The organism is Methylocella tundrae, assembly GCF_038024855.1.
Taxonomy (GTDB): domain Bacteria; phylum Pseudomonadota; class Alphaproteobacteria; order Rhizobiales; family Beijerinckiaceae; genus Methylocapsa; species Methylocapsa tundrae.
This window is the reverse complement of sequence record NZ_CP139089.1, coordinates 1,093,440-1,110,997: the sequence shown is the minus strand read 5'-3', so window position 1 is coordinate 1,110,997 and position 17,558 is coordinate 1,093,440. Positions and strand designations below refer to the sequence as shown.

Here is a 17,558-nt window from a genome sequence, read left to right as displayed (position 1 = left end):
CTGCACAATTCTCGGCCGACGCCCTATATTGTCCTTGAAATTTGTCCGAACAGAAGGTCCGCCATGCTGGCGTCGGATGACGATATTCTCCTCGAGGCGCAACGCTGGACGTCTGCCGGGCGCGCCCTCGCCATAGCCACCGTCGTGGAAACCTGGGGCTCCGCGCCTCGGCCGGTCGGCAGTCATCTCGTCGTCGACGCCGAAGGCAATTTCCTCGGCTCGGTCTCCGGCGGCTGCGTCGAAGGCGAGGTGGTGACGCAGGCGCTGGCGGCGATCGGGGCGAAGAGCCGGCATATGCTAGAGTTCGGCGTCGCGGACGAGACCGCCTGGAGGGCGGGCCTTTCCTGCGGCGGCCGCATAAAGGTTCATGTGCGCCAGCTTGATGCGGAAATCCTCGAACGGATCAATGCCGAACGCGCGGCGCGGCGCCCTTGCGCGATTGTGACCGATCTTGGCTCCGGCGCTGAGCGGCTGGTTCGGTCGGACAATCTGGCCACCGATGCTTTGGCGGAAAAAGTGGCGGTGCAGCTGCGCCGGCGCGAAAGCGGCCTCGCGCAAGAGGATGGGCGAGCCGTCTTCATCACCGTTTACGCGCCCCCCGCGCGCATCATAGCGGTTGGCGCCGTGCATATTTCGCAGGCTTTGGCGCCGATGGCGCGGCTTGCCGGCTTCGATCCCGTCATCATCGATCCGCGCACGGCTTTCGCGACGGCGGACCGTTTTCCGGGCGCCGAACTCGTCGCGGAATGGCCGCAGGACGCATTCGCCTCGGTCAGTCTCGATGCGGCGACGGCGATCGTGCTGCTCACGCATGAACCGCGCATCGATGACGAAGCCCTCATCCGGGCTTTACGCGCGGATTGTTTTTATATCGGCGCCCTCGGATCGCGAAAGACCCATGCGCGGCGGCTGGAGCGTATGCGCGCCGCCGGTTTCAGTGAGGCTTCGCTTGGCCGCATTCACGCGCCGATCGGGCTCGACATCGGCGCCCGTAGTCCGCCTGAGATTGCCGTCGCCATTCTCGGCGAAATCATCGAGGCCCTGCGCCGCGGTCCGCACATGGCGCAATCCGGACGCGCGGCATGAGATTTGGCCCGGTTCTGGTTGAAAAGGCCGAAGGCGCCTTGCTCGCTCATGCCATCAGACGTCCAGGATTGAACTTGAAGAAAGGCGAACGCATTGGCGCGGATCATATCGCCGCGCTGAATGCCGCGGGCGTCGCCGAGATTATCGTGGCTGAGATCGAAGCCGGCGACGTCGAGGAGAATGTGGCGGCCCGACGCATCGCGCGACGGCTTGCCGGAACTCATCTTCGCCTCGATAAAGCCTTCACCGGCCGCTGCAACCTTATCGCCGAACGCAGCGGGATTCTTGTCGTGGACGCGGCGGCTATCGATCGCGTCAATGTCGTTGACGAAAGCGTCACCGTCGCCACCTTGCCGGTGTTTCAAAAGATTATCGCGGGCGACATGGCGGCGACGGTGAAGATCATTCCTTTCGCCATTTCCGGCGCGATTCTCGACCGGGCGATCGCGAGCGCGGGCGAAGCGCCGCTCAGGATCGCCCCTTTCCAGCCACTGCGCGTCGGCGTCGTCTCGACCCTGCTGCCGGGATTGAAAGCGTCGATCGTCGAAAAGACGCTCGACGCGCTCAGGGCGCGGCTGCTTGGCGCGGGAGCGACCATCGCGCTCGAAGAGCGCGTCGGCCATGAGACCCGCGCCCTTGTCGGCGCTCTCGGCCGCATTGTGCCTTCAACTGATCTCATCATCGTCTTTGGAGCCAGCGCGATCACCGATCGCCGCGACGTTATCCCAAGCGCGATTGAGAAGTCGGGCGGCCGCATCGCGCATTTCGGCATGCCCGTCGATCCAGGTAATCTTCTTCTCATTGGACATTTGCCGGGCTTGCCGCCAAAGCCGATCATCGGCGCCCCGGGCTGCGCGCGCTCGCCGAAGGAAAATGGCTTCGACTTCGTTCTGAACCGGCTGCTGGCGGGCCTCGACGTCGGTAGGGAAGACATATGCCGCATGGGCGTCGGCGGCCTTCTGGGCGAGATCAAGTCGCGCCCGCAGCCGCGGCAGGCCGGCGATGGCTGAAATCGGCGCCATCATCCTCGCCGCGGGCCGCTCGACGCGCTTTTCAAAGGACGCCCAGGAAGCGACAAAGCTCGTCGCCGTCTTGCGCGGCAAGCCGCTCGTGCGCCATGTCGCCGAAGCGGCGTTGCGATCCGTGGCGCGTCCCATCGTCGTCGTCACCGGCCACCGCCGCGCCGAGGTCGAGGCGGCGCTGCAAGGGCTCGATCTGTCCTTCGCCATCAACCCCGATTACGCCGCCGGCCTTTCGAGTTCGCTGAAGCGCGGCGTCGCGGCCTTGCCGACGGCGAGCGCTGGCGCCTTGATCCTGCTCGGCGACATGCCTCTCGTGTCCAGCGCCTTGATCGACCGGCTCATCGCCGCCTTTGTGCATGCCGCCGACGTCGCGCCGCAAAATCCGCTGGCGGCGGCGCCGAGGCGGGGAGGGGTTCGCGGCAATCCGGTGCTGCTCAGCCGGGCGCTTTTCCCGGCCGTCGCAAAGCTCGATGGCGATCGCGGCGCGAGGGCCTTGATCGATTCCATTGGCAAGCGTCTCGTCGAATGCGACGTCGAGGATGAAGCGCCGCTGATCGATATCGACACGAAAGAAGCGTTGCGGGGATTGGAGCTGGATTGAGCTCGATCTTGCGCTCTTGATCCGGCGATCTTTCGCGGTGAGAGCACGGACGTCGTGGATGCGATCATTTCCCGGCTTTCTCTGCGAGCAGGGCGGCGTGATATTTTCGTCTGATGTCGTCGAGATCGACGGAGGGCTTTGGGAAGCGCATGCCGAGATCCTCCAGCGCATCAGCGACGATCGTCGAGATTGCGGCGTCACGAAACCATTTGTAGTTTGCGGGGATGACATACCACGGCGCCACGTGTGTGCTGGTCGCGTTCAGGGCCTCCTCGGTCGCTTTCACATAATCGTCCCAGAACGGCAGCTCGGCATAATCGGCTTCGCTGATCTTCCAATTGCGCTCGGGATCGACCAGCCGCTTCTCGAAGCGGGCGAGCTGTTCCTCCTTGCTGATATGCAGGAAAAATTTCAAAATCGTCGCGCCATTCTCAGCGAGCAAGGTTTCGAAGTCACGGATGCGCGCAATGCGCTCGATGACGGTCTTTTCGTCGATGAGCTTGTGCACGCGCGTAATCAGCACCTCCTCGTAATGCGAACGATTGAAGATCGCCACCCATCCCTTGGCTGGCGCATGCGGATGCACGCGCCAGAGAAAATCATGCGCCAGTTCGACGGACGTCGGCTCCTTGAAATTGGCGACGGCGACGCCTTGCGCATTGAAGGATGCGAATGCGCGGGCGATCACGCCATCCTTGCCGGCGGCGTCAGTGCCTTGCAGGACGATCAGAAGCGAATGCTTTTTCTCTGCATAGAGCAGGTTCTGCTGGTGCGCGAGCCTTTGCCGCGCGGCCTCGGTCGCGTCCGTCGCCTGCTCCTTTGTGTCTAATCCCGGCGTTGAAGCGGGATCGAGATCGTTCAGTTTGAGCTTTCGATCGGGTTCGACAAAGAATGTCTTGCGATAGTCCATCTATGCCTCCGGCGCGATTGATCTAGGTTCGCGCAGCCTGATTGTCGCCAGCGTATCCTTGTGAGATTGCGCCGAATCGGACGAGCTGGTCAGCTTATGCGCTCCATCGCCATTCCGCGATCGTCCGATTTGGCGTCAACACTCCATGGGAGCCGATTTGTTCCATAGCGTCCGCGAGAATTCACAAAAGATGCTCCAAACACGGCTAGCTTCGGACCATAGTCCGTGCGCACATTCGGCTTTGTCGCCGGAAAGAATTTACGCGAGGAGGGGGATGATGAGCCTGTTCGGTCAATTCCGCGCAGCTTGCGCTTTCCTCCGTCGTCGGCGAGGCGCCATTGCGCCAGTGCTGACGCTGGCGATCGGGTGGGCGCTTCCCCTGGCGGCTCTGGCTCAGGCGCCAGATTGTCAAAAGCCGGGCGCCGCTGACGCCGCGCTGTGCGCCAAGCTCGAAAGAGACAAGCTTCCGCCAGCTCCGGCCGATCCCGCCGCCCGGCTCGCGCGCGCCAGCGTCTCCGCAGCCACGGACGAGACGACGCTTCTCACCGTCGAAACGCCGGGGCGATTGTCCATCCGCGCTCAAAGCGGCGCCGGCGTCGCCTTGCAGCTTGTCGACATGATGACAGGCCCTGGCGAGATCGCGGGAGAACAGGGCGTCCGGGACGGGCGTCTCGACGTACTGCTTGATCGCGGCGTCTATCGGCTGCGCAGCCTTGGCGCCAAAGGCGCAATCGGCGAAGCAAAGCTCGCCGTCTTGCCGTTCCACAGCGCCGGCGTGGCGAAAGCCGACCTGTTGCGCGGCGGCGAGGACAGCGCTGAACTTGGCGATCTGGCGCAGCGTTCCTACTGGATCGTCGTCAGCCCGGGCGAGAAGGTCTCGGTCGAGGCGGTCGGACGGGCGCTGGGAGACCTGCGGCTGTGGCGCAATGGAACGGATCTGGTCGATCTGAAGCCAGCGATTGCGACGGTCGAGCCCGAGGCCGGACATCCGATGGCGCGCCTGCGCGTCGAGGGCGCCGCTGAGCCGGGACTTTATCTCGTCACGGCCTATGGCGGCGCGCCATCCGTCTGGGCCGATGGAAATCTCAAAAGCCCTTTGCACATTCGCGTCGGACAGCCGCAAAGCCTGGTTGGCGGCTGGTTCGAAGGCTCGATAGGCCCCATCGGCTCCCTGCGTTTCACGATTCCGCCACCCGCGACCTATGTCCGGCTTGAGCTTGACGAGCCGGCGCCAGCGCAGCTCAGCGTTGCGCGGGGCAATGCTTCGCCGGAAATCGCGGTCATCGCCAAGGCGAGCCGCCAGCCCGTCGCGGCGCTGACCGTCGCCGCCAAGGGCGACGAGCCCGCCACCGCCGAAGTCAGCGGGCTGCAAGGGCAGGCTTTTCGGTTGCGCGCCTTAAATCCCTCCGACACATTGCGGGTCGACGCGCCGGGACCTCATCTCGTCGCCGTTGACGTCACAGGCGAGGGCGGCGACGAACTGCCGGCGACCGTGCTGCTGGCGCGTTTCACCAAGGGCAAGGGCAGCGTCGTCGCGTCCAAGGCGCTGCGCATCGCGCGTGGGGAGGCGTGGCGCGCCAAATTCAATCTGCGAGGCCCCTCGAGCCTGATTTTCGAGATCGCCAATTCCGGTCCCGTCGCATTGAGCACGCAAGGAATCGGGGTTCGCGCCGTCCTCGAGCCCTTGCTCGGGACCAACGCGCCGCGCGCGGACGGAAAAATACCGCAGCAATGGGACGTCGAGGCCGGTTGGTACACGCTGAAGCTGGAGCCGGTTCGCGACGCGGTTGGCGTCATCGACTTGATCTTTGGCCAGCCGGGCCTGGCGCCAGCGCCCTCTCCTTTGCCGAGCCGCACGGTGATCGACTTCGGGCTGCGGAATTTTGACAAGGGCGCCTATTATCAGATCTTCGGCAACAGCGGCCCCAATCTCGCGCTTGGGCCGCGTGCGCGAAAACTACCGGCTGATCTTGGCGCGGGCCCTCTCATCATCGAACAGCAGGCGCAGATCGAAACGCCGCCGCCAGCGGTGAACGAGGAGGCTCCCGCGCCGCCGCCACTGCCGCCGAAAAGGCCGGCGGCCGGAACCGCGCCTGAAAGGCCGGCCTCAAAGGCGACCGGCCCGGGCGCTCAGAAGCCATCCAATCAATCGGCCGGCAAGCCAGCGGCGAAGGCGGCGCCCTTGAAGGCCGCGGCGGATGCTGTGCCGGGGGCTTTTCTTGTGCCGCTGCGAGCGCCGCCTGGAGGCGCCATCGCCGCCGCCGACGTCAATGGCCGGCCCATCGCCATTATCCTCACGAATGAGACCGCCGACAAAGACGGCCGTACGCTCACCGCGACGATTCCCGCGTCCCGACTTAATCGGCGGGTTATCCTCACATGGTCGAAAGTCGCGCCGCCGTCCGAACTCCCAGTTGTGGCGACGCCGGCCAGCCTTCCGCGCCTCGCGCCGGAGGAACCGCAGTTTTTTGATCTCGCCCGCGACGAAAGCCGCGCCTTTCGTCTCGATGTTGCAGAAGGCGGCCTTTATCGCATCGAAACGCTTGGCCGCCTCAAGACATCCGCCACCATCGGCACGACATTCATCCCGGCGATCGATCGGGCGAAAGACAATGGAGCCGGCCATAACGCGCTTCTGCAAAGCTATCTTCGGGCGGGATCATATCGCGTGACGGTCAAGGCCTCGGACTCCGAGGGCCATCTTGGACTTATCGCCCACCGTGCGAGCCTGAATGACGCCGGGGGCCTTGCTCCCGGGCAAAGCGCCCGCGCGGCGCTGATGCAAGGGAAGGGCGCGGTTTTCACGGTCGACGCGCCGAGGACGGCGACCTATCGCCTCGATCTCTACTCGCTTGGGAAGGATTTTCCCGCCCGGCTCGAAGACGCCGACGGTTGGCCGCTGACGCCGCCGGGCCCCTTGGCGACGTTGGAGCAAAAAATAGAGAAGGGCCGCTACCGGCTCGTCGTGCCTCCCGTCGAAATGGATGCGCGCGTTGTGGCGCGCTTCAGCGAAGTCGTCGACGAGGCCGCGCCGCAAGGTCATGGTCCGCACGCGCTCCGTTTTGATGTCGCGCAGAAATTTCAATGGCGCGAGCCGGTGGTCGCGGATGCGCCGCGCGAACCCGACCGCTGGACCTTTTCGCTCAAGGGACCTTCGCATGTCACGCTCGACGTCAGCGACGGCATGAGCGCGGAGCTTCTGGGATTTGGCGAACGATCCGGTTCAATCGCGAAAATCATATTCAAGCATGGCTTCGAAGGAGAGTTGCAACCGGGCGATTATGAGATTGACGCCCGCGGCATCGGCCGCAACGACCGGCTGGATTACGAACTCGCGCTGAAGTCGCTGGAGCTGCAGCCAGGCGCCGCACGCCTCATTGAGCTTCCCGCCAGCGTTCCGTTTGCCATTGGGGCCGATCGGATCGTCAGCGTGACGAGCTTCGGCGCCATTGAATTAGCAGGAGCCCTGAGAGATGGCGCCGGACAAATCATCGAACGATTGAACGGCCGCGTCGACGATTGGAATATCTCGCTTTCGCGCCAATTGCCGGCCGGTTCCTACCGCCTCGACCTTGCAGCAATGAAAACTGAGGCGGCGTCGAGCGAGGCCCGCGATGAGCCAAGCGACGATGACACGGCGGATGAGGCGCCATCGGATGGAGCGTCACCGGACGATCAGGTGGTTGGCGCAGAGGACTCTGACGCAACCGGGCCAGACGACTCCGTGCAAGATGACGCCGATCATCCTGAAGCGGATCAACGGCGGACGAAAGTCGAATTGCATCTCGATCTGCCGGAAACGCTGCAGGGCTCCGACCTCGACCTTACGGGTGCGGCGACGGTGGCAGGGTCGGGGGCGCATCAACTGGCTTTACCCGCGGTCGAGGAAGGCGCTTTGCTGGTCGTCGCGGCGCAATCCTTGACCGACGCCGTCCTTTCCCTGGAGCGGCGGGATGCAGACGGGCAATGGCGCTCCGTCGGCTTCGAGCGTGGACGAACGCCCGTGGTCGCGGCTCCCTCCGACGGCGATGGGAGCCGTCCGTGGCGCGTCACCGTCTGGCCAGCCAATGGCGACGCATCCATCCTTTTAGCCGCACGGGCGGTGAGCGGGACCATACAAGGTCCGGGTCAAGTCGGGCTTGAAAAGATCCCGATCGAAGGATTGGAGCCGCCGGTGGAGGTCGCGGCGGTCAGTGCGGAGGCCAAGAGTCTTCTCCTCCTGACGCAGGCGCCGGACGGCCTGCGCGCAGGATCGGCCTTCGGCCATATGCTCGCGCCGGTCAAAAGCGGCGTCATCGCCCCGCAGTCAGAGCGCTTGTGGCTCGTCAAAAGAGGCGGCGAAAGCAGCCCGGTCGAACTCGGCGCCATTCCCTCGACGACAAAAAATATCGCGCTCGACCTTGCGAGTGGCGACGTCGCGACCTTGTCGCAGCCGATAGCCGGGGCGGGAAGTCTGCGGGTCTGGCGCGCGCAATCAAGTTACGGCCAGCCGGGTCTTTCCGCAGGCAAAGGGATGGGGGTTGCGCCTGCCGGGCCGATCGCTGGCGCGCTGGCGTTGAACGGAGGCGAGCCTCTGCGCATCTGGAACGCTGGCCCGGGCGGCCCGTTGCGCCTCGATCTTGAGGCCTTCGACCTCACCGCCGAGCCGATGGCGCAAACGGATGCGCAATATGCCGCGACGCTTGCGCCGCGAACCGCCCAGCTTGTGCGTATTGCCGGCGCCCCCAAGGAGATCGAAGTCAATCTCGCGCCCGGCGCCGCTGCTTTCCTCAGCGGCGGCGATCGCGCGACGACGGTCTGGGGCGGCGCCCGCGCGGTCTCACGCCGGCTCTCGGGCGGCTGGGCGAATATCCTCTTTGTCAACATCGGCGCTGAGGCTTCGTCTGTTGCATTCGCAGTCACTCCGGCAACGGATGACAAACCGCTCGCTACGGGCGAGGCAAGAAAGCTCTTTTCAGGCGCCGCGGGCTCGATGTCGCTGAGGGTCGAGGCCGCGGCAGGCGATCGTCTCATCGCCGCGGGCGCGCGCGCCGCCTTCATCAGCGATGATGGCGCCGTTTTGAAGGGCGGCTCGCTGATCCTGCCGGGGCCTGGCGAACTCATTCTCGATCATGACGCCGGGCTCGTCGCCGCCTGGATCGAGAATGACGAAAAATCGCCATGGCCCGCGACGGAGCCGCAAAAGATCGAGCCGCCGCGAACAGTCTCGCTGGAGGGACAGGCGATGACGCTGGCGCTCGCGCCCGCGACGCCGATGCTGCTCAACGCGCGCTCCACCGCGCCGGTGATTCTGGCGCTGAGCCAGAAGGATGCGAAAGGCGATCCCGAATTGTTTCCGGCCGGCGCCGAGTTTCACGCCTATGTCGAAGCCGGAGAGGCGCGGCTGCGCGTCTATTCGCCCCACGACGGGGCGCTCTCGGGCTCCCTGGAGGTCACCTTGAGCCCGCTTATTCCCATAAACGAAGGCGTCGGCGAGGCGCGCGCGCTGGCGCCGGGCGGCGCCGCTCTCTTTGTCTTTGACGCGCCGCGCGCGCAAACGATCGGCGTCGGCGTGCGCTCTGATCCAGATAGCGCGAAAGTGCGCCTGCTCGACGCCAATGGCAGAAGTCTGGGGGAAGGCCCGGCGCAATTGCGCCAAGTTGAGCCGGGGCGCTATCTGATCGAAGCGCGCGCGCCGGCGGACGGCCCGGCGCTGGTCGTTCGTCCCGCCCTCGTCGGGCTGACGCCGCCCTCAAACGGACCTCCGCCCGACGTCGCGGAGCATTATCTCGAACTCGTCGGATTAAGGCCAACCCGCGCGCCATGAGGACCATCATGAAACGTTTGGCTCTCCTTTGCGGCCTCTTCCTAGCGGCGCTGGCGTCGGTTGCTTCAGCCGAGCCCGCGCCGCAGCTTGACGTGCTGCAACGCGCCGATGGCGCGCGCGTCGTGCCCGAGCATTTTTTGCGCAGCTGGGACCCCGTGACGTTCTTTTTCGAAGCCGATATCGGGCCGAAAGAAGGCGGCCCCGAGGATGCGCCGGAGCGTTTTGTTAAAATGACGCCCAACCTGCCCGGGGCGTGGCAATGGCTCGGGCCGCGCGCCCTGCAGTTTCGCCCGGCGGACGCGTGGCGTCCGCTCCAGCCTGTGGAAATCGAGGCGGCGCCCGACGCGGGGACGTTTCATGTGCGTCTGATCCCTTTGCTGCCGGAGCCGGTCTCGACGAGCCCCGATGAGCGCGCCGACCCGATCGCCGATCTCGATCATATCATCCTGACCTTCGCCGGTCCCCTTGATGTCGAGGCGCTGGCGAGATTGCTTGCGATCGAGATCCGCCCTTCGCCCGGCCTGTCTGGAGCTGGTGGTCAATTTCTGACGGCGCAGGATTTCACGATTTTGCCCCTGCAGCACAGCAAAGGTGAGGCTGGTCAATCCTATCTCGTCCAGCTGAAAAACAGCATTCCGGATGGCCGCGTCGCGATCTTGCGCCTCAAACTCTCCAACGAGCCGGGGCTCGACGAGCCGACCTTCGAGCTTCGCTTGGCGAGCGCCGTTCCATTCGTCGCGACAGGGGCGGATTGCGGGCGCGGCCTTGAACGCTCCAATCTCGAAGGCCTGCTGCGCTGTTCGCCTTCCGAGTCGAACGGCGACGAGACGCAGTCGAAAGCGGCGCAACGCAGCCTTGTGGTCGCATTCTCGCAGAAGCCGGAGGCGCTCGATATCACAAAGGCTCGCGACGCGCTGCGGATTTCGCCGCCCGTCGATCGTTTCAGCGTCGAAGCGGATGGACCGCATCTGCGCCTCTCCGGCCGGTTTCTGGCCGACACGATTTACGAGCTGCGTATAGCGCCCGGAAGGCTCAACGATGATCGCAAGCGTCCTCTCGAGGGACCGCCTTTCCTGCAGCGTTTCGCCTTTGCGGCGGAGCAGCCGAATCTCGGCTTCGACGCGCGGCAGGGAATCGTCGAGCGCTTCGGACCGCAGCTCATTCCGATGCGCGGCTCCGGCTTCGACAAGGTCGATCTGCGCATCTACGCGATCGATCCGCTTTCTCGCGATTTCTGGCCCTTTCCCGCCGATGGCGTCACCAGCGATGACGCGGCGGAGCCGCCGCTTCCGGGCAATGCGCCCGGCACATGGAGCGATGACAAGGACGCAGACGCCGCGGCCATTGCGGCGCGGATCGGCGCCCTTGGATCACCGGCCGTTTCGGAGCTCCGGGCTCTGCCGATCCAAAGAGGGGGCGGCAGAGCGAAGTTCGGCCTCGATCTCCAGCCGCTCTTCGCCAAAATCAAGGGCGTGGGCGAACCCGGCGCCTACCTTGTCGGCATGCGTCCGCTGACAGGCGGCAAGCGCAGCTGGATGCGCGTCGAGGTCACGGATTTGAGCCTTAGCGCCGTCGAGGAGCCAGATCGCGTGCGTTTCTTCGTCACTTCGCTCTCGACGGCGAAGCCCGTGGAAGGCGCCGAAATCCGTCTCGAAGGGCTGCGCGACGATAAATATGTCTCCCTTGTCGCGGGACGCACCGATAAGGACGGCGCCTTCACATGGGACCTCGCCAAAAGGGTCGAGGCGCGCATCAGGCGCATCTTCGTCGCCAAAGGGCTGGACGTGCTGGCGCTCGATCCTGAAAACGGTCCTGCGCAATATGCGCGGGAGAATTGGACGAGGCCCGAGGAGCCGTGGCTCGCCTGGACCGTCGATCCCGCCGTCGTCCGCGATGAGCCGCCGCGTATCCTTTGCCATCTGTTCACCGAGCGCCCGATCTACCGGCCCGAGGAGCCGGTCCATATCAAGGGCTATGTGCGCGGCTACAAGGGTGGAGCGCTCAGCCTTGCAAATGGCGGCGGGACGCTGGTCGTAACGGGACCTGGCGGCCAGGAATGGCGCCTGCCGGTCAAGATCGACGAGACCGGCAATGTCTATCAGAAATTCGATGCGCCAACGCCAGCGACTGGCGACTATTCCGTCAGATTTGAGCCGGACGCGGCCGAGCCGAAAGCCAAAGGCGCCGAGGCGGAGGATGATGGCGACGCCGCGGCTTCGAACGATGCTCAAACCTCCTGCGGCGATTTTCCGTTCAAGAAGGAAGCCTATCGGCTGCCGACCTTCGAGGTTCTGCTCAATGCGCCGCAAACGGTCGCGCTTGACGGCGAATTTTCGGTCGATGTCATAGCGCGCTATTTCGCTGGCGGCCTCGTCGCCGATCGGCCGATCAAATGGCGCGCGAGCCAGTTTCCTTATGCCTGGACTCCCCCCGGCCGCGAGGGCTGGTTCTTCTCGACCGATGCGCGCTTTTCGAGCGAGGGCAAGTTCAAATCGACGCCCGTGCTCGAACGCGACGGGACGCTCGATTCCGGGGGAGCGGCGAAAATCAGTTTCGATCCGTCCGCCGAGCCGACCGCGCAGCCGCGCCGCTATCAGATCGAGGCGACCGTTACCGGCGAAGACGACGTCGAGGTGCGCAATCTCGTGTCCGTCGTCGCGCTGCCGGCCTTCGTGCTCGGCGTCAAGACGCCCCGCTATCAGCCAAAACCCGGCCCGATCGATGCGCAGATTCTCGCGGTGGACGCCAAGGGAGCGCCGGTCGAAGGGCTGGAGATGACCGCTCGTCTTGTCAAACGCAACTGGACATCGACCCTGCAAGCGAGCGATTTCAGCCAGGGCGCCGCGAAATATGTGACGCAAATCATCGACGAGACGCTTGCCGAGCAAAAGGTCAGGAGCGCGAAGGACGCCCAAAAGCTCGCCTTTGAGGCAAAAGACGCCGGCGTCTATCTCGTCGAACTGGAAGCTGCCGACAAGACGGGAAGACGGCAGCAGGTCAGCGTCGATTTCTTCGTCGGGGGCGATACCCCCGTCACCTTCGCGCGCGCGCCGGCGCAAACAGCGGAAGTCACGACCGACAAAGAGGCCTATGCGCCCGGCGAGGCGGCGACGTTGATCGTGCAGAGCCCCTTCCAGAACGCCCGCGCGCTCGCCATCATCGAAGACCCGAGCGGACATTTCGGCGCCGACTGGGTCGAGATCAGCAATGGATTCGGGCGTTATCAAGTGCCGCTGGCGGTCCGGGACATGCCAAAGCTCGCCGTCCATTTCCTCATCATGCGCGGGCGCCTGCCAAACGCAGATAGCGATCCAAGCGCGCCCTTCGATCAGGGCAAGCCAATCACCATCGCGGCGACGAAATGGATCACGGTGACGCCGGTCAAAAACATCGTCACCGTTTCTCTCGATTATCCGCAAAAGGCGCGTCCGGCGCAGGAAGTCGAGGTGACATTGAAGCTGACCGATGATCTTGGCAAGCCGATCGCGGGGGAAGCGACGTTCTGGATGGTCGATCAGGCGGTGCTCTCGCTCGCCAAGGAGCGCCCGCTCGATCCGTTGCAGAACTTCATCGTCGACCGGGAAACTACAATGGCTGCGCGTGACACGCGCAACATGGCTTTCGGGATCATACCGCTGGAGGAAACGCCCGGCGGCGATGCGGGGCTCGACGAATGGGGGGCGGACAACAACGTCTCCGTGCGCAAGAATTTCACGCCTGTGCCGATCTATCTGCCGAAGGTGATCGTCGGCGCGGATGGGATTGCGAAGATCAAGGTCAAGCTGCCGGATTCCCTGACCATCTTCAAACTGCGCGCGAAAGCGGTCAGCGGAGCCGAGCGCTTCGGCTTTGCGACAGGTGAAATGCTGATCCGTCAGGATCTCGTCGCGCAGCCGGCGCTGCCGCGCTTCGTGCGCAATGGCGATTCCTTCGATGCTGAATTATTTGGCCGGATCGTTGAGGGTCCATCGGGAACAGGCCGCGCGAGCCTCAAAGCCGAAGGATTAAAGCTTGCAGGGCCGGCTGAACAAAGTTTCGCATGGGAGCCAAATCGCCCGGCGCGCATAGACTTTCCAGTGTCGGTGGCGGACGCCGCCCCCGGCAAAGACAGCGTGAAATTACGCTTCACGCTCCAACGCGACGCTGACCAGGCGCGCGACGCCGTCGAGATCGACCTGCCGCTGATGCCTGACCGCCAACGCGTGACCCGGCATGAGATTTTCGACGTCGCGGCAGGCGCCGTCGTCAGCCTGCCCAGCGTCACAGCGAGCCTTCGCGCCGGATCCTTGCAACGCGCCGTCACCATCGCCGCGGACCCGACCCTGGTGCGCCTCATCGCGGGACTGAACTATCTCGTCGAATATCCTTACGGCTGTACCGAGCAGCGCATTTCACTGGCCTCCGCAGCGCTCGCTTTGAAGCCTTTCGGCGCGGTGCTCGCGGCGTCGGATCTCGATAGGCGACTTTCCGATGACGTCCATAATACAATTATCGCGATTTCTCAAAGCGTCGACCCTGACGGCCTCGTCGCCTTCTGGCCTCGCGCGCGGGGAAACGTCTCGCTTACCGCTTGGGCCTATGGCTTTCTCATCGCCGCGCAAAAAGCCGGCGAGCCTGTCGACAAGGCGCTGAGCGAGCGTCTCGCCACCGTATTGAAGCTGTCGCTCAGATCGGATTATGCGCGCCTCATCAATGGCGAGGAACTGCGCGAGAGGGTCGAGGCGCTGACGGCGCTCGCCGAAGGCGGCCAGCTTGATGCGGCCTATGCCGCGGAGCTCAGCCGGCGCGCCGCCTCCATGCCGAATGTGACATTGGCGCAGATGACCGCCGTGGCGGCGAGGCTTCCTGGAGATGACCGGCGCATTATGGGCGCCTTGCTGCAGGATATGTGGAGCCGAGTGCAGATTCTCGCGCGCAACGGCAAGCAGGTTTACGCCGGTCAGGCCGCCGACGATGGCGATCCTGAGATCTTGCCCTCGGAAGCGCGCAGCCTTGCCGAAATGACGCGAGCGGCGGCGCTTGCGGCGCCGGAGGATTCGCGCTCACGCGTGTTGCGGGATGGCTTGATCCATCTCGGCGAGGGCGACGGCTGGGGCAGCACCAACGCCAATTCGGCCGCTGTGCGCGCGCTCGCCGCCGCGTGGAAACGTCCCGGCGCGGAGATTCCGATCAGCGTCGTCGAGGGCGCGGCGACGGAGCGGCTCGTGCTCGGGGCCGACGCGCCGGTTGGCCGCGTCACGATCAGTGGCGCTGGCGAAGTTCGCATCGAGAATGGGGGCGGCGCCCCGGCGGTTGTGCTCGCCGACGCCGCCTATCTGCCGGCGGAGCCTGGATATCTTGCGCAGGCGTCCTCGCAAGGCTTTGTCGTAACACGCAAATCTTATCGCGTGCCGGCGGACGGGGCGCCGCTCGAAGCGATCGCGCCGGACCAGGACGGAGCACTGCGCCTGAAGCGCGGCGACATCGTCGAAGAGATCGTCGAACTGGTCAACCCGCAAGACCGCGTGCATGTTGCCATTTCATTGCCGCTCGCGGCTGGGCTTGACCCGCTCAATCCCAACCTTGCGACAGCGCCCCGCGAGGCGGCGCCATCTTTGGACCCGACGCTCGCGCCGGCATGGACCGCCTTCAACGACGACAAGGTGTTCTATGCCTATGACACGCTGCCGAAGGGCAATTATCGCTTCGCATTCCGCGCCAAGGCGATCGTCGCCGGCTCCTTCACACAGCCGCCGGGCGAGGCCGAAACCATGTATCAGGCAGGGATCTATGGCGCCAGCGCCGGCCGACGCATCATCATCGCCAGATAGACCGCAAGGGCGACGCTGGCGCCGATCCGTCGCGATCGCGGCGGGCGTTGCGCTGATCGTGCAGGCGGGTCTTTTTGGGCAACACATCGAGCGGCGGGCCAATCTGATCGCGCCGCCCCCGACGCGAATTCTTTACGATCGGCATGGCGCTTTCATCGCCCAGATCGGCGAGGCATCCGTCAGCGGCAACGCAGCCGGGCGCCGCATTGATTACGGCTTCTGGCCCTTGGAGAACCCGCCTGATCGCATCGTTCGGGCAACGCTCGCCCTCGAGGACCGGCGCTTTGCACAGCATCCCGGCGTCGATCCGATCGCCGTGCTGCGAGCCCTGTGGCGACGCTTTGAAAAGGGCGACCGCTCCGGCGCGTCGACGATCGCCATGCAGGTCGCGCGCATGCAGGAGCCGGCGCCGCGCACACTCTACTCCAAAGTCGGCGAGGCGGCGACCGCGCTCGCTTTGACGTTGCGTTATGGACGCGAGGCGATACTCGCCCAATATCTGCGGCTTGCGCCTTATGGCAATGGCAGCCATGGCATCGCCCATGCGGCGCGGTTCTATTTCGACAAACCGGCGCAAGATCTCAGCTGGGCCGAGATCACGCTCTTGTCCAGCGTGCCTCAATCGCCGACGCGTCTCAATCCGCTTCGGCCTTTGGGCCTTGCGCGTGCGATCCGGCGCGGCCACCGCGCGCTTGATGAACTCGGACGGCAAGGCGTCATCAGCAGCGCTGAACTTTCGCTTGCGCATCGCCAGCTCGCCGCACTTCAGCCGCAGCCCGCGCCGCGGCGCCCGGATGCTCTCCATGTTGTTTTACGCTATGAAAATCTATTGAAGCGGGAAGCTTCAGCCGGTTCGGCGGAGCTGCGCCCTCGCGCGACAATCGATCTCGATCTACAGCGGCGGGTGACGGCGCTCGCGCGGCGCTATCTCGCAATCTGGCGCAGTCAAGGGGCGGGGCAGGTCGCCGTCATGGTCGTCGAACGCGAGACAGGCGCCGTGGTCGCCGCGCTCGGCTCCAATGATTATGGCGGCGGCGACGCCGGCGCGCTGGATTTCACCAAGGCTCAGCGCTCGCCTGGCAGCGCGCTCAAACCCTTCATCTATGCCTTAGCGCTGGATCGCGGCGTCATCAGGCCAAGCGACATCCTTGCGGATCTGCCTGAAGGCGCGTCCGGCATTAACAACGCCGACGGTCATTTTCTCGGGCCCATGCTGCCGCGTCAGGCGCTGGCGAACTCACGCAATGTTCCAGCGATCAATCTCATCCGCAGTATTGGACTTGAGACCAGCTTCCGTTTCCTGCGCGCTCTCGGCCTTCACGACGTCGATGCGCCGGCTGACAGTTTCGGCGCATCCATGGCGATTGGCTCGCTGCCCACGACGCTGGAGCGGCTGGTGCGCGCCTATGGCGCTTTGGCGAATGATGGCGTGCTACGCGATCTCGTCTGGTTCGAGGGAAGCCAAACGCCCCCATCGACCCGCGCAATGTCGATGGACGCGGCCCGCCTCGTCACCTCATTTCTCTCGGACCCAAACGCCCGTCTGCCTAGCTTTCCACGCTATGGCCCGCTCGAATATCCTTTTCCCGTGGCGATCAAGACCGGCACATCGCAAGGCTATCGCGACGCCGTCACCATCGCCTGGTCGCCGCAATATCTCATCGGCGTGTGGCTCGGCCGCGCCGACGCCGGGACGATGACGCGGCTCAGCGGCGCAAGCTCCGCCGCGCGGCTCGCTCATGCCGTTCTCCTCCAACTGCACAAGACACGTGCAGGTGATCTTGACGATTCGGGCTTTGCGCCGCCGCCCGGCCGCGCGCCGGTCGAGCTGTGTCTGTTCGGCGGCAGGCGCAGTCTTGGCGCGGCGCGCGGCGGTTGCGGACAGACGCTGACGGAATGGCTGCGGCCTGAGGAGATCCCGCCCGAGGAAGAAATCGTCGTATCCCCAGACGGCCCGTCCCGGCTCAGGATTCCGGCCTCACAGCGGGCATGGGCGCGCGCCGCGGGCTATCGCGTCGCCGACGAAGGCCCGATGGGCGAGGAGTCCCGTCTGTCGATCGTTTCGCCGGAAAACAACAGCCGGATCTGGCGCAACCCGGATGCGCCGGCGGCGCTTTCGCGCATCGCGCTCAAGGCCGTGGTTGAGCCGAGGTCAGCCGAGGTTGTGTGGTATGTCGATGGCGAACCTTTCGCCACCGCTGACCCCGACAAACCGGTGTTCTGGCCGCTGCAAAAGGGCGCGCATCAGTTTCAGCTGCGGCTGCCCCTGCAACCTGGCAGGTCAAAAACCGTGCGCATCACCGTCGAATAAATCATCGCGCCA

At 64.9% G+C, this 17,558-nt stretch carries 7 protein-coding genes; 6 read left to right on the top strand and 1 reads right to left on the bottom strand.

The window, feature by feature from the left end; genetic code table 11:
- Positions 1-63 precede the first annotated feature (63 nt).
- The 3 genes from SIN04_RS07665 (at position 64) to SIN04_RS07655 (ending at position 2,709) form a co-directional block, all read left to right on the top strand.
- A complete protein-coding gene (locus SIN04_RS07665) occupies positions 64-1,086 on the top strand; it encodes an XdhC family protein (protein ID WP_134488023.1) in 1,023 nt (340 codons plus the stop codon).
- Positions 1,087-1,160: 74 nt separating this feature from the next.
- Positions 1,161-2,096 (top strand): molybdopterin-binding protein, encoded by a 936-nt coding sequence (locus SIN04_RS07660; RefSeq protein WP_341264343.1) that lies wholly within the window; start codon positions 1,161-1,163, stop codon positions 2,094-2,096.
- Entirely contained in the window at positions 2,089-2,709 is a 621-nt protein-coding gene (locus SIN04_RS07655; protein ID WP_341264342.1) for a nucleotidyltransferase family protein, read from the top strand. Before SIN04_RS07660 ends, SIN04_RS07655 begins: the two co-directional genes overlap by 8 nt.
- A 64-nt stretch (positions 2,710-2,773) precedes the next feature.
- Here the strand turns inward: SIN04_RS07655 and SIN04_RS07650 are convergent, their stop codons facing one another.
- Positions 2,774-3,619: a PPK2 family polyphosphate kinase gene (locus tag SIN04_RS07650; RefSeq protein WP_134488021.1), complete on the bottom strand. Its 846-nt coding sequence runs from the start codon at positions 3,617-3,619 to the stop codon at positions 2,774-2,776.
- A gap of 277 nt (positions 3,620-3,896) precedes the next feature.
- Here SIN04_RS07650 and SIN04_RS07645 point away from each other — a divergent pair, with 277 nt between their 5' ends.
- From SIN04_RS07645 to SIN04_RS07635, 3 genes are read left to right on the top strand one after another with little or no spacing between them, the layout of a single operon-like run.
- A complete protein-coding gene (locus SIN04_RS07645) occupies positions 3,897-9,425 on the top strand; it encodes a hypothetical protein (protein ID WP_341264341.1) in 5,529 nt (1,842 codons plus the stop codon).
- Positions 9,426-9,433: 8 nt separating this feature from the next.
- On the top strand, positions 9,434-15,235 hold the full coding sequence (locus SIN04_RS07640; protein WP_341264340.1) for an alpha-2-macroglobulin: 5,802 nt from the start codon (positions 9,434-9,436) through the stop codon (positions 15,233-15,235).
- Positions 15,195-17,546, top strand: coding sequence for a transglycosylase domain-containing protein (locus SIN04_RS07635; protein ID WP_341264339.1), 2,352 nt, complete (start codon positions 15,195-15,197; stop codon positions 17,544-17,546). The genes SIN04_RS07640 and SIN04_RS07635 overlap by 41 nt, the downstream gene beginning before the upstream one ends.
- The last annotated feature ends 12 nt before the right edge of the window (positions 17,547-17,558 follow it).